The organism is Pseudonocardia sp. NPDC046786 (genome assembly GCF_040645415.1).
GTDB classification, from domain to species: Bacteria; Actinomycetota; Actinomycetes; order Mycobacteriales; family Pseudonocardiaceae; genus Pseudonocardia; species Pseudonocardia kongjuensis.
This window is the reverse complement of the sequence record NZ_JBEYYF010000036.1, coordinates 1-14,608: the sequence shown is the minus strand read 5'-3', so window position 1 is coordinate 14,608 and position 14,608 is coordinate 1. Positions and strand designations below refer to the sequence as shown.

Genomic DNA, 14,608 nt, shown 5'->3' with positions numbered 1-14,608 from the left:
CCCGTGCTCGCGAGCCAGCCGCGGCGTGCCCAACCCGTTCCAGGAGAACCGATGTCGAGCCCCACCCCGTCCACGTCCGCACCCGACGACGCCGATCCCGGATCCGGTTCCGGCAGATGGCGTCGCCTCGGTCTGATCGGTGCCGCGATCGTCGCGGTGGTCGCCGTCGTCGCGGGCATCGTCGCCGTCAGCGGTGGGGGTGACCAGGCCGGACGCCCCGCCGCCGCGGGCACCCCGATCGTCGAGGACAACTACTCCGACGTCGTCGTCAGCACCGAGTGGCTGGCCGCGAACCTGGACGACCCGTCGATCCGGGTGATCGAGGTCAGCACCGAACCGGGGGTCTACGAACGCGGTCACATCCCCGGCGCCTGGAACTACAACTGGACGACCGACTTCGTCTCGACGGTGAACCGGGACGTCGTCAGCAGGGAGGACTTCACCGCCCTCACCCGGCGCAGCGGTATCGACCCGGACACCACGGTCGTGCTCTACGGCGACAAGGAGAACTGGTTCGCCGCCTGGGGTGCGTGGGTGTTCAACCTCTACGGCCACGAGAACGTCAAGCTGCTCGACGGCGGCCGGGTGAAGTGGGAGGCCGAGGGCCGCACCCTCGACGTCGGCGCCCCGCAGCCGGGCCAGGGCAGCTGGGAGGCCGGCGAGGCGGACCCGAACCTGCGGGCCTTCCTGCCGGACGTGGTCGAGGTGGCGCGCGCCGCGGAGAGCGGCGCCGAGACCGACACCGCGCTCGTCGACATCCGGGGCGCCGCCGAGTTCAACGGCGAGATCTTCGCCCCCGAGGGCTTCCAGGAGACCGCCGTGCGGGCCGGGCACATCCCCGGCGCGGTGAACGTCACCTGGTCCGAGGCCGTCGCCGACGACGGCACCTTCCTGCCGGTCGACGAGCTCCGCGCGCTGTACGCGGAGCAGGGCATCGACGGCAGCAAGCCGATCGTCGCCTACTGCCGGATCGGTGAGCGCGCCAGCCACACCTGGTTCGTGCTCAGCCAGATCCTCGGCTACGACGTGCAGCTCTACGACGGCTCCTGGACCGAGTACGGCAACACCGTCGGCGTCCCGGTCGTCAACAACGCCGGCACCGTCTGGGGCGTCGCGTAACCCATGACAGCCACTCCGGAGCCCGGTTCCCCCACGGTCGGGGGGACCGGGCTCCTGCCCGCCGGGGCCCGGCGCTGGACCCGGGCCGACACCGTCCGCACCGCGGTCGCGCTGGCACTGGCCGGGGCGCTCGCGACCGGGGCGGTGCTGCTGCACGGCGCGCCGGCGCACGGCGCCGACGCGGCGTTCTCGCTGCTCGTCGGTGCGGCGCTCGGGATCGTCTGCGAGCGCGGCCGGTTCTGCTTCTTCTGCATCTTCCGGGACCTGTTCGAGCACCGCGACTCCACCGGCAGCTACGCGATCCTGGCCGCCCTCGCGGTCGGCGCGACCGGGTATGCGGTGGTGTTCTCGCTGTTCGTGCCCGATCCCGGGGCCGGCGGGCTGCCCCCGGGGGCGCACATCGGCCCGGCGGCGTGGACGGTGCTGCTGGCCGGCGCCGCGTTCGGCACCGGCGTCGTGCTCTCCGGTGGCTGCATCGGCGGCCACCTCTACCGGCTCGGTGAGGGCTCGCTGCGGGCCGTCCCGGCACTGCTGGGCGCCGCGGCCGGTTTCGGGCTCGGTTTCCTGACCTGGAACGCGCTGTACCTGGCCGCGCTGTCCACCGCGCCGGCGCCGTGGCTGCCGAGCACCCTGGGCATCGCCGGGGCGCTCGCCGTCACGCTGGCCGCACTGGCGGTGCCGGCCGTGCTGCTGCTGCGCCGGCTCCCCCGGCAACCGGCCCGTCCCGAGAGCGCGATCACGCTCGCCGGGATCGGCCGCGGCCTGGTCGAACGGCGCTGGCCGACGCTGCTGACCGGAGCGATGGTCGGCCTGATCGGTGTCGCCGCCTACCTGCGGGTGGAGCCACTCGGGGTGACCCGGCAGATCGGCAGCACCACCCGGACCGTGCTGGACGGCGCCGGTGTGCTCCCGGCCACCCTGCACGGCCTGGACACCTTCGCCGGCTGCGCCACGGTCGTCGCCGAGGCGGTCCTCGCGAACGGCTGGCTCATCATCGGCCTGGTCGTGGGGTCGCTCGCCGCGGCGCTGCCGGGGCGCCGGTTCCGCATCGAGCCGCTGACCGCGCCCGGGACGGTGAGCGCGCTGCTCGGGGGATTGCTGCTCGGCTGGGGTGCGATGACGGCGATCGGCTGCACGTTCGGCGTGCTGCTGTCGGGCATCCAGGCGTTCGCGCTGTCCGGCTGGATCTTCGCGGCCGGGCTGGTCCCGGCGCTGTGGCTGGGGTTCCGGCTGGGGCTGCACCGCATCTGACGCGGCGGCCGGGTACCAGGCCGCCGCGAGCGGGTCGCACCCCGCCGGGGACGCGCCGTCAGGTCGGGCCGGCGGTGCTCTCCGCCGGGGCGACGCCGTTCGAACCGGCCTCGGCCGCGGTGTCCTCCGTGGCGCTGCCGTGCCGGCCGGGCAGCTCGACCGGTAGCCGCTCCTCGGCCCGGTAGCGCAGCGCGGCGCGGACGAACGCCGCGAACAGCGGGTGCGGCCGGGTCGGCCGGCTCTTCAGCTCCGGATGCGCCTGGGTGCCGACGAAGAACGGATGCGTCGACTCGGGCAGCTCGACGAACTCGACCAGGGTGCCGTCCGGCGAGGTGCCGAACACCAGCCCGGCCTCGGTCAGCCGCTGGCGGTAGGTGTTGTTGACCTCGAACCGGTGCCGGTGCCGTTCGGAGACCTCCCGGGACCCGTACGCCTTCGCGACGACCGATCCGGGCGCCAGCACGGCCGGGTACGCCCCGAGCCGCATGGTGCCGCCCATGTCCCGCTCCCCGGCGACGACGTCGCGCTGGGTGGCCATCGTCGAGATCACCGGGTGCGGGGTGTCCGGGTCGAACTCCGAGGAGCTCGCGCCGTCCAGCCCGGCGACGCTGCGCGCGGTCTCGATCACCATGCACTGCAGGCCGAGGCACAGCCCGAGGGTGGGGATCCGGCGGGTGCGTGCGTGGGTGATCGCGCCGAGCTTGCCCTCGATGCCGCGGATGCCGAACCCGCCCGGCACGAGGACGGCGTCGACCCCGTCGAGCGCCTCGGCCGCACCGGCCGGGGTCTCGCAGGTGTCCGAGGGGACCCAGCGGATCGTGACCTTCGCGCGGTGGGCGAACCCGCCGGCGCGCAGCGCCTCGGTCACCGACAGGTACGCGTCGGGCAGGTCGACGTACTTGCCGACGAGTGCGATCGTCGCGGTCTCCTGCGGGTGGTGGACGCGGTCGAGCAGATCCCCCCACACGGTCCAGTCGACGTCGCGGAAGGGCAGCCCGAGCCGCCGGACGACGTAGGCGTCGAGCCCCTCGCCGTGCAGCACCTTCGGGATGTCGTAGATCGACGGGGCGTCCGGCGCGGCGGCGACGCCGTCGATCTCGACGTCGCACATCAGCGAGATCTTGCGCTTCATCGCGTCCGGGATCTCCCGGTCGGCGCGCAGCACCAGCGCGTCGGGCTGGATGCCGATGTTGCGCAGCGCGGCGACCGAGTGCTGGGTCGGCTTCGTCTTCAGCTCGCCGGACGGCGCCAGGTAGGGCACCAGCGAGACGTGCAGGAAGAAGCAGTTGTCCCGGCCGACCTCGTGCCGGACCTGGCGGGCCGCCTCGACGAACGGCAGCGACTCGATGTCGCCGATGGTGCCGCCGACCTCGGTGATGACGACGTCCGGTGCGATACCCTCGGCGTCCGGCGCGGCCATCGCGAGCACCCGGTCCTTGATCTCACCGGTGATGTGCGGGATGACCTGCACGGTGTCGCCGAGGTACTCGCCTCGGCGTTCCTTGGCGATCACCTCGGAGTAGACCTGGCCGGTGGTGACGTTCGCCCGGCCCTGCAGGTCCCGGTCGAGGAACCGCTCGTAGTGGCCGATGTCGAGGTCGGTCTCCGCGCCGTCCTCGGTCACGAAGACCTCGCCGTGCTGGAACGGGTTCATCGTCCCGGGATCGACGTTGAGGTACGGATCGAGCTTCTGCATCGTGACGCGGAGCCCGCGCGCGGTGAGCAGCTGACCGAGGCTGGAGGCGGTCAGTCCCTTGCCCAGCGAGGAGGCGACCCCACCGGTGACGAACAGATGACGGGTGGCGCGAGTCTGCACGGAGTTTCAGCCTACCGATCGCTGTGGGACGGCCGGAACCGGGCCCTCCGAACCGTCCCCCGAGCCGTAGTGGCCGGTCCCACCGCCGTTGCGTTCGGCGAGCGCGAGCACGGTCGCGATCCGTCCGGCGCCGGTGCCGACGCCGTCGACGGTGGACAGCGGATCCCCGGCCGCGCGGGCCGCGCCGACCGCGCCGTGCGCGGCGGCGTCCCGCCCGGCCAGCACCGCACCGGCGCCGCGGCGGTCCAGCTCGGCCGCGAGCGCGGTCGCGGTGGCGGCCGAGCCGACGGCGTCGACGCCGCCGAACTGCTCCCCGGTGACGACGACGGCGAGCCGCCCCGCCGCCGGGTCGCCGGTCGGTTGCTCGGCGAACCCGCCGCCGGCGAGCCCGGCGAGCACGGCGGACGCCTGCTGCGGGTCGGGTGCGGCCCCGTCGGCCGGGACCAGCAGCGCGGCGCCCAGGAGCCCGCCGGCCAGCGCGCCGGCCTCGGACGACGCGGGCAGCTGCGCACCGGAGGGCAGCAGCCGCGCGGACAGGTCGCGGAGCTGGTCGGCCCGGGCCGGGTCGGTGACGGCCGGGGTGAGCACGACCTCGGCGGCGACGGTCCCGCCCGCAGCGGCGACCAGCTCGGCGACGGCCCGGGTGTCGGCCGGATCGGCGCCGAGCGCGACGACGGTGACCGGTACCCCGGTCAGCGTGTCCCGCACGACGTCCGGACCGATCAGGGCGGTGAACTCGTCGCCGGACGCCTGCCGGGCGGCGAGCGTGTCCCGCTCGGCCCGCAGCTGGTCGGTCTCGCTCGTCGTGGCCGAGGCGGCGACCGTCGCCGCGATCCGCTGCGGCAGGCCGACGGTCGCGATCACCACGCCGGCCGCGAGGGCCAGCACGAAGACGGCGACCAGGGCGATCCGGTGGTAGCGCCGCGAGATCACGCCGGGAACCAGGCCCGCACGGTCTCCACGATCCCGCGCGCCCACTCCAGGACCGCGGGTCCCGCGCCGGACACCAGCACGGCGACGACGACGGCGACGATCGCCGCCGCGACGAGCAGCAGCAGCGGCGCGAACGACGACCGGCTGCGGTACATCTGCGCGATCATCGCGCCGTCCACCACCGAGCCGCCGGTCTGCAGCCGAGTGAGGAAGGTGGAGGCGTTGCTGCCGGAGCGGCCGCGGTCGAGGAACTCGGCCATCGACGCGGACAGCCCGACGGTGACGATCATCGCCGCACCGTGGTGGTGGGCGAGCAGCAGGGCGAGGTCCTCGGGATTGGCCATAGACGGGAACGTCACCGCGCTGGCGCCGAGATCCTGCACCCGGTGCAGGCCGGGCGCGTGACCGTCCGGGAAGGCGGGGACGACGACGTCGGCACCGCTGGTCAGCGCCTGGTTCGACACCTCGGACGGGTCGGCGACGATCAGGTCCGGCTTGTACCTGGCGTTCATCAGGGCGTCGGCGCCGGCCCCGACGCCGATCAGGACCGGCCGGTACTCCTTGATGTAGGCCCGGAGCCGCTTCAGCACCCGGCTGTGCTCGAACCCGGCAGCGACGACCAGCACCTGCCTGCCGTCGAGCGGGACGTCGACCTCGGGCACGCCGTGCCCGTCGAGCAGCAGCGACCGCTCCCGGCGCATGAACTCGATGGTGTTGGCGGCGAACGCCTCGAGCTGATGGGTGAGGCCGGACTTGGCCTCGTCGAGCGCGTCGGCGACGGTGTCCTCGGTCTGCACCCGGCCCTCGCCGAGCGGCTGCTCCCCGGAGTAGAGGACACCGTCGTGCAGCCGAACCTTCGCGCCGTCCTTGACCGCGCGCATGATCTCGGCGCCGCAGTCGTCGACCAGCGGGACGCCCGCCTCGACGAGCACCTGCGGGCCGAGGTTGGGGAACCGGCCGGAGATCGACGGCGCGGCGTTGACGACCGCGGCGACCCGGGCGGCCACCAGTGCATCGGCGGTGGCGCGGTCGAGATCGACCTGGTCGAGGACGGCGATGTCGCCGGGCCGGAGCCGGCGCAGCAGGGCCTCGGTACGGCGGTCGGTGCGGACCGGGCCGGTCAGGCCCGGCAGCTCCGGTCGCGAACGGTGCAGCAGGCCGGACAGCTTCATGGGTCGCACTGTGGCAGGTGGGACGGCTGTGACGGCGAAGGCACGCCGGGCCGGGACGTCGGTTCCCCCGCCGGGCCGGGCGGTCTCACCCGGTTGCCGGACGCCCCGGTGCGACCACCCCCCGGATCCGAGGCCGGCCCGGCTACCGGACCGGAGCCGTCCCGATGCCACTCACCCCGCTCGCGGGACGCTCCGGCGCCGGGCCCGGCCGGTGGTCGCCGCCGCTCCGGTGCGCCGCGACCGCGCCTCGGCCAGGTCGGCAGGCTCGGCCGCGGTGGACTGCTCCCGGCGATCCGCCTCCCGGTGCGCGGTGGCAGCGGCGAGCAGCTCCTCGGCGTGGGCGCGGCCGGTGTCGGTGTCGTCCATCCCGGCGAGCATCCGGGCCAGCTCCGCGGTGCGCTCCCCCTCCGCGAGCCGCTGCACGCTGGAGCGGGTCACCCCGGCACCGGACGCCTTCTGCACGACGAGATGCCGGTCCGCGTATGCCGCCACCTGCGGCAGGTGCGTCACGACGATCACCTGGTGCCGGGCCGCGAGCCGGGCCAGCCGGCGCCCGATCTCGACCGCCGCCCGGCCGCCGACGCCGGCGTCGACCTCGTCGAACACCATGGTCGGCACCGGATCGGCACCGGCCAGCGCGACCTCGAGCGCCAGCATCACCCGGGACAGCTCGCCGCCGGAGGCACCCTTGTGCAGCGGCTGGGCCGCGGCTCCGGCGTGCGCGACGAGCCGGATCTCGACCTCGTCGACACCGCCGGCACCGGCATGGCACTCGCGGCCGCCGACCACCAGCACCGGGCCGGAGTCGCCCGCCGGGCGCGGCGCGACGCCGACCTGCAGCCGGGCGTCGCGCATCGCGAGCCCGGCGAGCTCGGCGGTGGTGGCCTCCGCCAGCCGGCCGGCCGCCTCGGTGCGGGCCGAGGTCACCGCCGCGGCGTGCCGGGCCAGCTCGGCCGCCAGCTCGTCCCGGCTGGCGGCGAGCCCGGCGAGCGCGTCGTCGGAGGTGTCGAGGCCGTTGAGCCGCTCGCGGGCGGTGTGCGCCCAGTCCAGGACGCCGTCGGTGTCGGCGGCGTACTTGCGGGTGAGCGAGCGCAGCTCCGCCTGCCGGGCCAGCACCTGCTCCAGCCGTTCCGGGTCCGCGTCGAGCTGGTCCAGGTAGCCGGACAGCTCGGCGCCGGTGTCGGCCAGCACCGCCAGCACCTCCGCGAGCCGCGGCCCCAGCTCCCGCAGCACCGGGTCACCGCTGCCCTCGGTGAGCGAGCGGGCCTGCCCGACGAGACCGACCGCACCGGGGAGCTCACCGTCGTCCGGGCCGCACAGCGCCGCCCTGGCGGACTCGGCGGCGGCCCGCAGGTCGTCCGCCTCGGCCATCCGGCGGGCCAGTTCGACGAGCTCGCGGTCCTCCCCCGGCTGCGGATCGACGGCCTCGATCTCGGCCAGGCCGTGCCGCAGCATGTCGGCCTCCTGGGCCAGCCGGCGCGCGTTGCCCCGGCGCTCGGCCAGCTCCGCGACGACGGCGGTCCACTCGGAGCGCACCCGCCGGTACTCGGCCAGCGGGACCGCCACCGGGTCGCCGGCGAACCGGTCGAGCAGCGCCCGCTGGTCCGAGCTGCGGAGCAGGCGCAGCTGGTCGTTCTGGCCGTGCACCGCCAGCTGCGCCTCGGCCAGCCTGCCGAGCACCCCGACCGGGACCGACCGGCCGCCCAGGTGGGCCCGGGACCGGCCGTCGGCGGAGACGGTGCGCGCCGCGATCAGGGTGCCGTCGTCGTCCGGTTCGGCGCCGACCTCCTCGGCCAGCTCGACCGCCCCCGGTGACGCCGCGAAGCGGCCCTCGACGACCGCCCGCTTCGCCCCGGCCGACACCCGCGACGACTCCGCGCGGCCGCCGCCGAGCAGGTTCAGTCCGGTCACGACCATGGTCTTGCCCGCGCCGGTCTCACCGGTCAGCACGGTCAGGCCCGGGTCGAGCTCCAGGGTCGCGTCGTCGATCACTCCGAGGCCCTGGATCCGCATCTCGGCCAACATGGGTGGGACCATACGTTCGAACCCCGACGGAGAACATCGCCGACACGCGCCGTGGGCCGAACAGGTGTTCGTACGGTCGTCCCCGTGCGCCGAGCGGTCGATCAGGTGTTCGATGAGCGCCGTTGCTGGGCGCCGCGCCAGCCCCGTACCGGGAGATCGAACTTGCGGACCAGCCGGTCGGCGAACGGCTGCGCGGCCAGCCGCACCATCCGCACCGGCTCGGCGGCGCGGGTCAGCTCGACCCGGGCGCCCGGCGGCACCGCGATCGTCCGGCGGCCGTCGCAGTCCAGCACCGCGGACGGCCCGTCCGCGGACACCTCGATCGCGACCGCGCTGTCCGGCGCGACCACCATCGGCCGCGCGAAGAGCGCGTGCGCGTTGCTCGGGACGACCAGCATCGCCTGCACCTGCGGCCAGATCAGCGGGCCGCCCGCGGAGAACGCGTAGGCGGTGGATCCGGTCGGTGTGGAGCACAGCACCCCGTCGCAGCCGAACGAGGACACCGGCCGGCCGTCGACCTCCAGCACGACCTCCAGGATCCGGCCCCGGGTGGTCTTCTCGACGACGGCCTCGTTGAGCGCCCAGGTCCGGCCCAGCACGTGCCCGTTGGAGCGGACCACGGCCTGCAGCGTCGTCCGTTCCTCGACCTCGTAGGCCCCGGCGGCGAGCTTGTCGAGGGCCTCGTCGAGGGTGTCCTCCTCGGCCTCGGCGAGGAACCCGACGTGGCCCAGGTTCACCCCGAGCAGCGGCACCCCGGACGGCCGGGCGAGATCGGCGGCGCGCAGCAGCGTCCCGTCGCCGCCGAGGACGAGGACCGCCTCCGCGCCGGCCGCGCAGTCCGGCCCGGCCGCGACCTGGACGGGTGCGAGATCGGCCGGCAGATCGGGATCGGCGCCGATCTCGGCCCACTCGTCGGCCAGCACCCGGGTGCGCAGCCCCAGCGCCCCGAGCTCGGCCATCACCCGCAGTGCCGTCTTGCGGTTCGCCGGACGCCCGGTGTGCAGGACGAGTAGGACCTCCCTCATGCTGGGCCGTCCGCGACGGCGGCGGCCAGCATCGGCTCCAGCTCGGGGCCGGGACCGGGTTCGCCGCCGTCGGGGCGCCGCAGGTGCAGGAAGTACTCGACGTTGCCGGACGGGCCGGGCAGCGGGCTGGCCACGGCGCCGAGCACCTGCAGCCCGAGCCCGCCGGCCGCGGTGGCGACGCCGTGCAGCGCCTCGGTGCGCAGTCGCGGGTCGCGGACCACACCGCCGGAGCCGAGCCGCTGCTTGCCGACCTCGAACTGCGGCTTGACCATCGGAAGCAGGTCCCCGCCGGGAGCGGTGCAGGCGGTGAGCGCGGGCAGCACCGTGCGCAGCGAGATGAAGGACAGATCGGCGACGGTCAGGTCGACCGGCCCGCCGATCTGCTCCGGTTCCAGTGCGCGGACGTTCGTGCGGTCGTGCACCCGGACCCGCTCGTCGGACTGCAGTCGCCAGACGAGCTGGCCGTAGCCGACGTCGACGGCGACGATCTCGCGGGCGCCGCGGTCGAGCAGCACGTCGGTGAAGCCGCCGGTGGAGGCGCCTGCATCCAGGCAGCGCCGCCCCGCGGGCTCGACGGCCGGGAACGCCGCCAGCGCCCCGAGCAGCTTCCGGGCACCGCGCGAGGCCCACTCCGGGCCCTCGTCCGGCCGGACGACGACGGGTGCGTCCCGTTCGACGACCGTCGCGGGCTTCGCGGCGGGCATGCCGTTCACGGTGACCCGGCCTGCCGCGATGAGCTCGGCGGCCTGGCCGCGGGACCGGGCGAGCTTGCGCCGGACGAGCTCGGCGTCCAGCCGTGTGCGGGTGGGCGGCACACTCAGTCCCGTTCCGGCCCGGCGCCCAGGGCGCGGCCGAGCGCGGCGTGCACCCGCTCGAACGCGGCCGGGTGCTCGGAGACCGGCCGGTCGGCGAGATCGTCGAGCCCGGCGACGGCCGCCTCGACGTCGGCACGCAGCGCGGAGACCGGCCGGTCTGCCGCATGCCGCGGGTCACCGGGACGCGGGCCGGGGGTGGGGACGCTCATCGATGATCTCCGGGGACGGGGGTCTCGCTGGCCACGGTAGCCGAACGCGGACGGGCGCGACCGCGGGCACCGCCGTTGCCCCGCCCACCGGACGGGGCGGGCGTGCTCAGCCGCCGAGCCCGAGCTCGTCGAGCACCCCGGCGGCCGCTCCGCCGTCGGCGGTCACCGGGCCGGCACCGTGCTCCCAGGCTGCCGCGCACAGCGCGCGGAGGGCGTCGACCGCGGGCTCGGGTCCGGTGCCGGATCCGCCGAGCCGCAAGCCGTCCGGCCCGTGCTCGACCTGCCAGCCGGGCCGCGGCCCCGGGGTCAGCTCGTCCGGGTGCCGGGCGAGCGCGCCCAGGTCGGCACCGAGGTAGGTGGGGCGCAACCCGGGTGGTGCGGCGAGCAGGTCGGCCGGCCCGTTCACCCCGGTCAGCACCATCAACGACGGCGCCCGCAGTGCGTGCGCGCCCTCGATGTCGGTGTCCAGCCGGTCCCCCACGACCAGCGGCCGGATCGCGTCGCCCTGCGCCTCCCGCAGCAGCCGCGCGGCGGGCTTGCCCGCGACCTGCGGTTGTGCGCCGGTCGCGGTGCGCACGACCTGCACCATGGAGCCGTTGCCGGGCAGCGGGCCGCGGTCGGTCGGCAGTGTCGGGTCGACGTTCGAGGCGACCCACAGCGCGCCGGCACGGACCGCGACGACGGCCTCGGCCAGCATCCGCCATCCGGTGTCCGGCGAGTGCCCCTGGACGACGGCGACGGCCTCGCCCGCCGTCCCGACCACCGTGAGCCCGCGGGCCCGGACCTCGTCGGCGAGCGCGTCGGTGCCGACGACGAGGACCGGCGCGCCGGCCGGCAGCTGCTCGGCGAGCATCGTGGCGGCGGCCTGCGAGCTGGTGCGGACGTCCCCGACGCCGGCCGGGAACCCCAGCTCGGTCAGGTGCGCCGCGACCGCCGCCGGGCTGCGGGAGGCGTTGTTCGTCACGTAGACGGTCGGCACGCCGCGCGCGGCCGCGCCGAGCACGGCGTCCAGCGCGCCCGGGACGACCTCGGGCCCCCGGTAGAGGGTTCCGTCCAGGTCGGCGAGCAGGACGTCGTGGCGGGACAGCAGGTCGTCGGTCATGAGCGGGCCGTCCCCGGGTCCGCGGGCCCGTCGGCGGCGGGGTCGTCGGCCGCCCCGCTATCGGTGGCGGCGCCGTCGGTGGCGGGGTCGTCGGTGGCCGTCCCGTGGTCGGTCGGTGCATCGTCGGCGTCCCGGTCCGCGACGTCCGGCGCCGTGCTGCCGCGCTGGTCATCGGGCGCGGGAGCCGGGTCCTCGTGGCCGTCGGCCGCGGGTTCCGGGTCCGGCCGCTCAGCGGTCGCCGGTGCGGCGCCCTCCGCGTCCTCGGTGGCCGGTGCGCCGACGTCCGGATGTCCGGTGGGGGCCGCGCCGCCAACGGGACTGCCGCCGACCGGTCGTTCGGCCGGTCCGGTGGCGTCGGGGGACGGTTCGGCGGCGCCGCGGGGGCCCGGGCTGTCCGCCGGGTCGTCCGGCAGCTCCTCGTAGCCGATGGTCAGCTCGTCGTCGTCGGACGCGGGGAGCTCCTCACCGGTCAGCTCGGCGATCCGGGCGGCGGCGTCGGTCTGCCCCTCGGTGTCGGCGTCGTGGGCGTGCACGAACCACTGGATGGCGTCGGCCTCGCGCCCGGTGGCGAGCAGGTTGTCGGCGTAGGCGTAGAACAGCCGCGGGCTCCACGGGTCACGCGCGGCGGGGTCGAGCTCGGGCACCTGCAGCCCGACGACGGCCGCGTCGAGCTCCCCGAGGTCGCGCCGGGCACCGGCCGCGACGATGAGCAGCTCGATGCGCTCCTCGCGGCCCAGGTCCCGCGACTCGGGACTGCGGGCCAGGTCGAGCGCCCGCTCGGGCCGGCCGAGCGCACGCTCGATGTCGGCCATGACGTGGACGTGCCCGGGGCCGCCGCCCATCCGGCGGGCGGCGCGGAACTCGCCGAGCGCCTCGTTCCACTCGCCGGCGTGGTAGGCGACGATTCCGGCCGCCTCCCGCACGACGGCGATCCGGGAGGCGCGCCGCCGTGCGTACCGCACGTGCTCGAGCGCCAGCGTCGGGTCCTCGTCGACCAGGATCCCGGCCGCGACCAGGTGCCGGGCGACGCTCTCCGCGGTCTCCTTCTGCAGCCCGCGCAGGTCGCGCCGGACGCTCGGGTCGAGCTCGGCGGACGAGACCGAGTCCGGGAGATCCGGCTCGGCGACGAACGTCCGCTCCGCCGACTCCGGGATACGACGGGGGCGGTCGCCGCCGTCGCGGCGGTCTCCCCGGTCACGGCGGGCTCCCCGGTCACCGCGGTCTCCGCGGTCGGGGCCGCCGCGCGAGTCCCGGCCGGGGCCTGCCCGGCGGTCGTCGCGGCGGCCGCGATCGGCCCGCTCGCGGTGCGGTGCCGGACGGCCGGACGGCCGGGACTCCGGGGACCGGTCGGCGAAGCTCTGCCCGTCCGGCGACGCGGTGCCCGCCTCGGACGTCACGGGTCGGGCCCGCTCGGGGTCGGTGTGGCCGCTGATCCCGTCGGTCTGCGCCGTGGCGTCCGCCGAACCGCCGGCCCGTGCGGCGGCGTCCGCCCGGTCGCCGCGCTGCACAGCAGCAGCCGAGTCGCCGGTGTACGCGACGGTGCCCGAGTCGCCGGCGGGAGCGGCGGTGTCCGCCGAACCGCTCGTGTGCGCGGCAGAGCCGGTCAGCGCGCCCGACTGCTCCGCGGTGCCGGCCTGTCCGCCGGACTCGCCGGGCTGCGCAGCGGCACCCGGCTGTGCGCCGGGCTCGCCGGTCGTGCCGGGCTCGCCGGTCGTGCCGGGCTGCTCGTCCTGCCGTGCCGCGAACGCGCGGTCGTGCTCGGACCGGACCGGGCCGACCTGCTCACCGGGCCGGACGTCGGTGCCCCTCTCGGCCGGGCGCGGCTCGTACCGGGCCTCGGAGCCGTCGGCTCGCACCCGGGGGCCGCGATCGGCCGAGCGGTACCGGTCGTCCCGCCGGCCGGCCGGGCCGTCCGCCCGGTCGTTGCGCGCCCGGTCGGCACCGTCGCGCTCACGGCACGGGCGCTCGGAGCGCTCACGGCGCGGACCAGCGCCGCGGTCGTCCCGGTCCCGGGGCGGACGCCCGCCCCGCTCGTCCCGGTAGGACCCGCCGGTGCGCCGGTCGTCGTCGCGGAACGGACGCCCACCACGCGCGCCGCCCGAGCCCTGCGGACCACCACGGTCGTCACGAACGCGGTAGCCCCGGTCGCCGGACGGCCGGCCGCGGTCGTCCCCACCACCGGCGCGGTACCCGCCACCGTCACGGTAGGAGCGCGCGGGCCGGTCGTCACGCCCGCGGTAGCCACCGGACTCACCGCGCCCGCGGTAGCCACCGGAACTGCTCCGGGCCTCGCCGTCACGGCCGCGGTTGCCGCCGCCGCGGCCTTCCCGGTTACCGCCGCTCGCCGAACGGCCGCGCTCGCCGCCGTCCCGGTCGCGGCGACCGTCGTCCTCGCGACGGCGATAGCCGCCGCTCTCAGCGCGCCCGCGGTGGCCGGCTCCGTCGCGGTCGTTCCGGCCGCGGTAGCCGCCACCCTCGCGGCGCTCGCCGTCGCCGGAGCCGCGGCCCCGGTCGTCGTCCCGGCCGCCGCGACCCCGGTAACCACCGGACTCGGGCCTGCCACGCGACGGGCCGTCGCCCCGACGCCCCTCGTTGTCCCGGCGGGGCCGTCCCGCGCCGCCGTCGTCGGAACCCCGGTAGCCACCGCCGCGGTTCGGCCCGCCGCTCCCGCGGGGCCGGTCGTCGCGGGGCCGGTCGGGGCCGCCGCGCTCGGGTCGGTCGTCGCGCCGGCCGCGCGGCTCCCCCGAGCGTCCGGTCTCGCTGCGGGTCCGGTCGCCACCGCCCTGGCCCCAGCCGGAGCCGGACCGCGAGCCGGCGCCGCCGGACCGCTCCGCGCGCCCGCGGTCACCGCCTCCCCGGCCGCTGCCGGGACGCTTCCCGTCCGTCACGTGCTCAGGGTACAAAGGAACACCGTCACTTCCGCGGTCGGACGACCGCACCGAGCTGACCGTTCCTCCCACCTGGCCAGGTGGGGGCGGTCCCAGAAAAAGAGAAAAAGGGAGAGCCCGAACGGTGACAACACCGGAACGGACTCCCCCTTTCAAAGGTTGAATGTCGGCAGCGACCTACTCTCCCACACCCTGTCGAGTGCAGTACCATCGGCGCAGAAAGGCTTAGCTACCGGGTTCGGAATGGGACCGG

The 14,608-nt window shown here is 76.2% G+C and carries 11 protein-coding genes and 1 rRNA gene; 2 read left to right on the top strand and 10 right to left on the bottom strand.

Annotated features, from left to right (window positions below; all coding sequences use genetic code 11):
* Positions 1-51 precede the first annotated feature (51 nt).
* Entirely contained in the window at positions 52-1,119 is a 1,068-nt protein-coding gene (locus ABZ881_RS28640; protein ID WP_344027283.1) for a sulfurtransferase, read from the top strand.
* A 3-nt stretch (positions 1,120-1,122) separates the two neighbouring features.
* Positions 1,123-2,370: a YeeE/YedE family protein gene (locus ABZ881_RS28635; protein ID WP_358488800.1), complete on the top strand. Its 1,248-nt coding sequence runs from the start codon at positions 1,123-1,125 to the stop codon at positions 2,368-2,370.
* Between the two features lie 58 nt (positions 2,371-2,428).
* Here the strand turns inward: ABZ881_RS28635 and ABZ881_RS28630 are convergent, their stop codons facing one another.
* The 10 genes from ABZ881_RS28630 to rrf all read right to left on the bottom strand — a co-directional run.
* Positions 2,429-4,186: a CTP synthase gene (locus ABZ881_RS28630; RefSeq protein ID WP_358488799.1), complete on the bottom strand. Its 1,758-nt coding sequence runs from the start codon at positions 4,184-4,186 to the stop codon at positions 2,429-2,431.
* Positions 4,187-4,192: 6 nt separating this feature from the next.
* Positions 4,193-5,119, bottom strand: a complete 927-nt coding sequence (locus ABZ881_RS28625) for a copper transporter (protein ID WP_358488797.1) — start codon at positions 5,117-5,119, stop codon at positions 4,193-4,195.
* Complete coding sequence (steA, locus tag ABZ881_RS28620; protein ID WP_344027291.1) at positions 5,116-6,291, bottom strand: putative cytokinetic ring protein SteA; 1,176 nt, start codon at positions 6,289-6,291, stop codon at positions 5,116-5,118. The genes ABZ881_RS28625 and steA overlap by 4 nt, the downstream gene beginning before the upstream one ends.
* A gap of 171 nt (positions 6,292-6,462) precedes the next feature.
* On the bottom strand, positions 6,463-8,316 hold the full coding sequence (gene recN / locus ABZ881_RS28615) for a DNA repair protein RecN (protein ID WP_358488796.1): 1,854 nt from the start codon (positions 8,314-8,316) through the stop codon (positions 6,463-6,465).
* 101 nt (positions 8,317-8,417) lie between these two features.
* Complete coding sequence (locus ABZ881_RS28610; RefSeq protein WP_344027295.1) at positions 8,418-9,341, bottom strand: NAD kinase; 924 nt, start codon at positions 9,339-9,341, stop codon at positions 8,418-8,420.
* Positions 9,338-10,156, bottom strand: coding sequence for a TlyA family RNA methyltransferase (locus ABZ881_RS28605; RefSeq protein ID WP_358488795.1), 819 nt, complete (start codon positions 10,154-10,156; stop codon positions 9,338-9,340). The genes ABZ881_RS28610 and ABZ881_RS28605 overlap by 4 nt, the downstream gene beginning before the upstream one ends.
* Before the next feature lie 2 nt (positions 10,157-10,158).
* Complete coding sequence (locus tag ABZ881_RS28600) at positions 10,159-10,365, bottom strand: hypothetical protein (RefSeq protein ID WP_358488794.1); 207 nt, start codon at positions 10,363-10,365, stop codon at positions 10,159-10,161.
* A gap of 106 nt (positions 10,366-10,471) precedes the next feature.
* Complete coding sequence (locus ABZ881_RS28595) at positions 10,472-11,467, bottom strand: HAD hydrolase-like protein (RefSeq protein ID WP_358488793.1); 996 nt, start codon at positions 11,465-11,467, stop codon at positions 10,472-10,474.
* Positions 11,464-14,355 carry a hypothetical protein gene (locus ABZ881_RS28590; protein WP_358488791.1) on the bottom strand — a complete coding sequence of 964 codons (2,892 nt, stop codon included), beginning with the start codon at positions 14,353-14,355 and terminating at the stop codon, positions 11,464-11,466. Before ABZ881_RS28590 ends, ABZ881_RS28595 begins: the two co-directional genes overlap by 4 nt.
* Before the next feature lie 164 nt (positions 14,356-14,519).
* Positions 14,520-14,608 (bottom strand): 5S ribosomal RNA (gene rrf / locus ABZ881_RS28585); the annotation flags it as partial.

Coding starts and splice junctions, on each gene's coding strand:
- steA (WP_344027291.1), bottom strand. CDS start 6,291: ATGAAGCTGTCCGGCCTGCTGCACCGTTCGCGACCGGAGCTGCCGGGC.
- recN (WP_358488796.1), bottom strand. CDS start 8,316: ATGTTGGCCGAGATGCGGATCCAGGGCCTCGGAGTGATCGACGACGCG.
- ABZ881_RS28610 (WP_344027295.1), bottom strand. CDS start 9,341: ATGAGGGAGGTCCTACTCGTCCTGCACACCGGGCGTCCGGCGAACCGC.
- ABZ881_RS28640 (WP_344027283.1), top strand. CDS start 52: ATGTCGAGCCCCACCCCGTCCACGTCCGCACCCGACGACGCCGATCCC.
- ABZ881_RS28635 (WP_358488800.1), top strand. CDS start 1,123: ATGACAGCCACTCCGGAGCCCGGTTCCCCCACGGTCGGGGGGACCGGG.
- ABZ881_RS28600 (WP_358488794.1), bottom strand. CDS start 10,365: ATGAGCGTCCCCACCCCCGGCCCGCGTCCCGGTGACCCGCGGCATGCG.
- ABZ881_RS28595 (WP_358488793.1), bottom strand. CDS start 11,467: ATGACCGACGACCTGCTGTCCCGCCACGACGTCCTGCTCGCCGACCTG.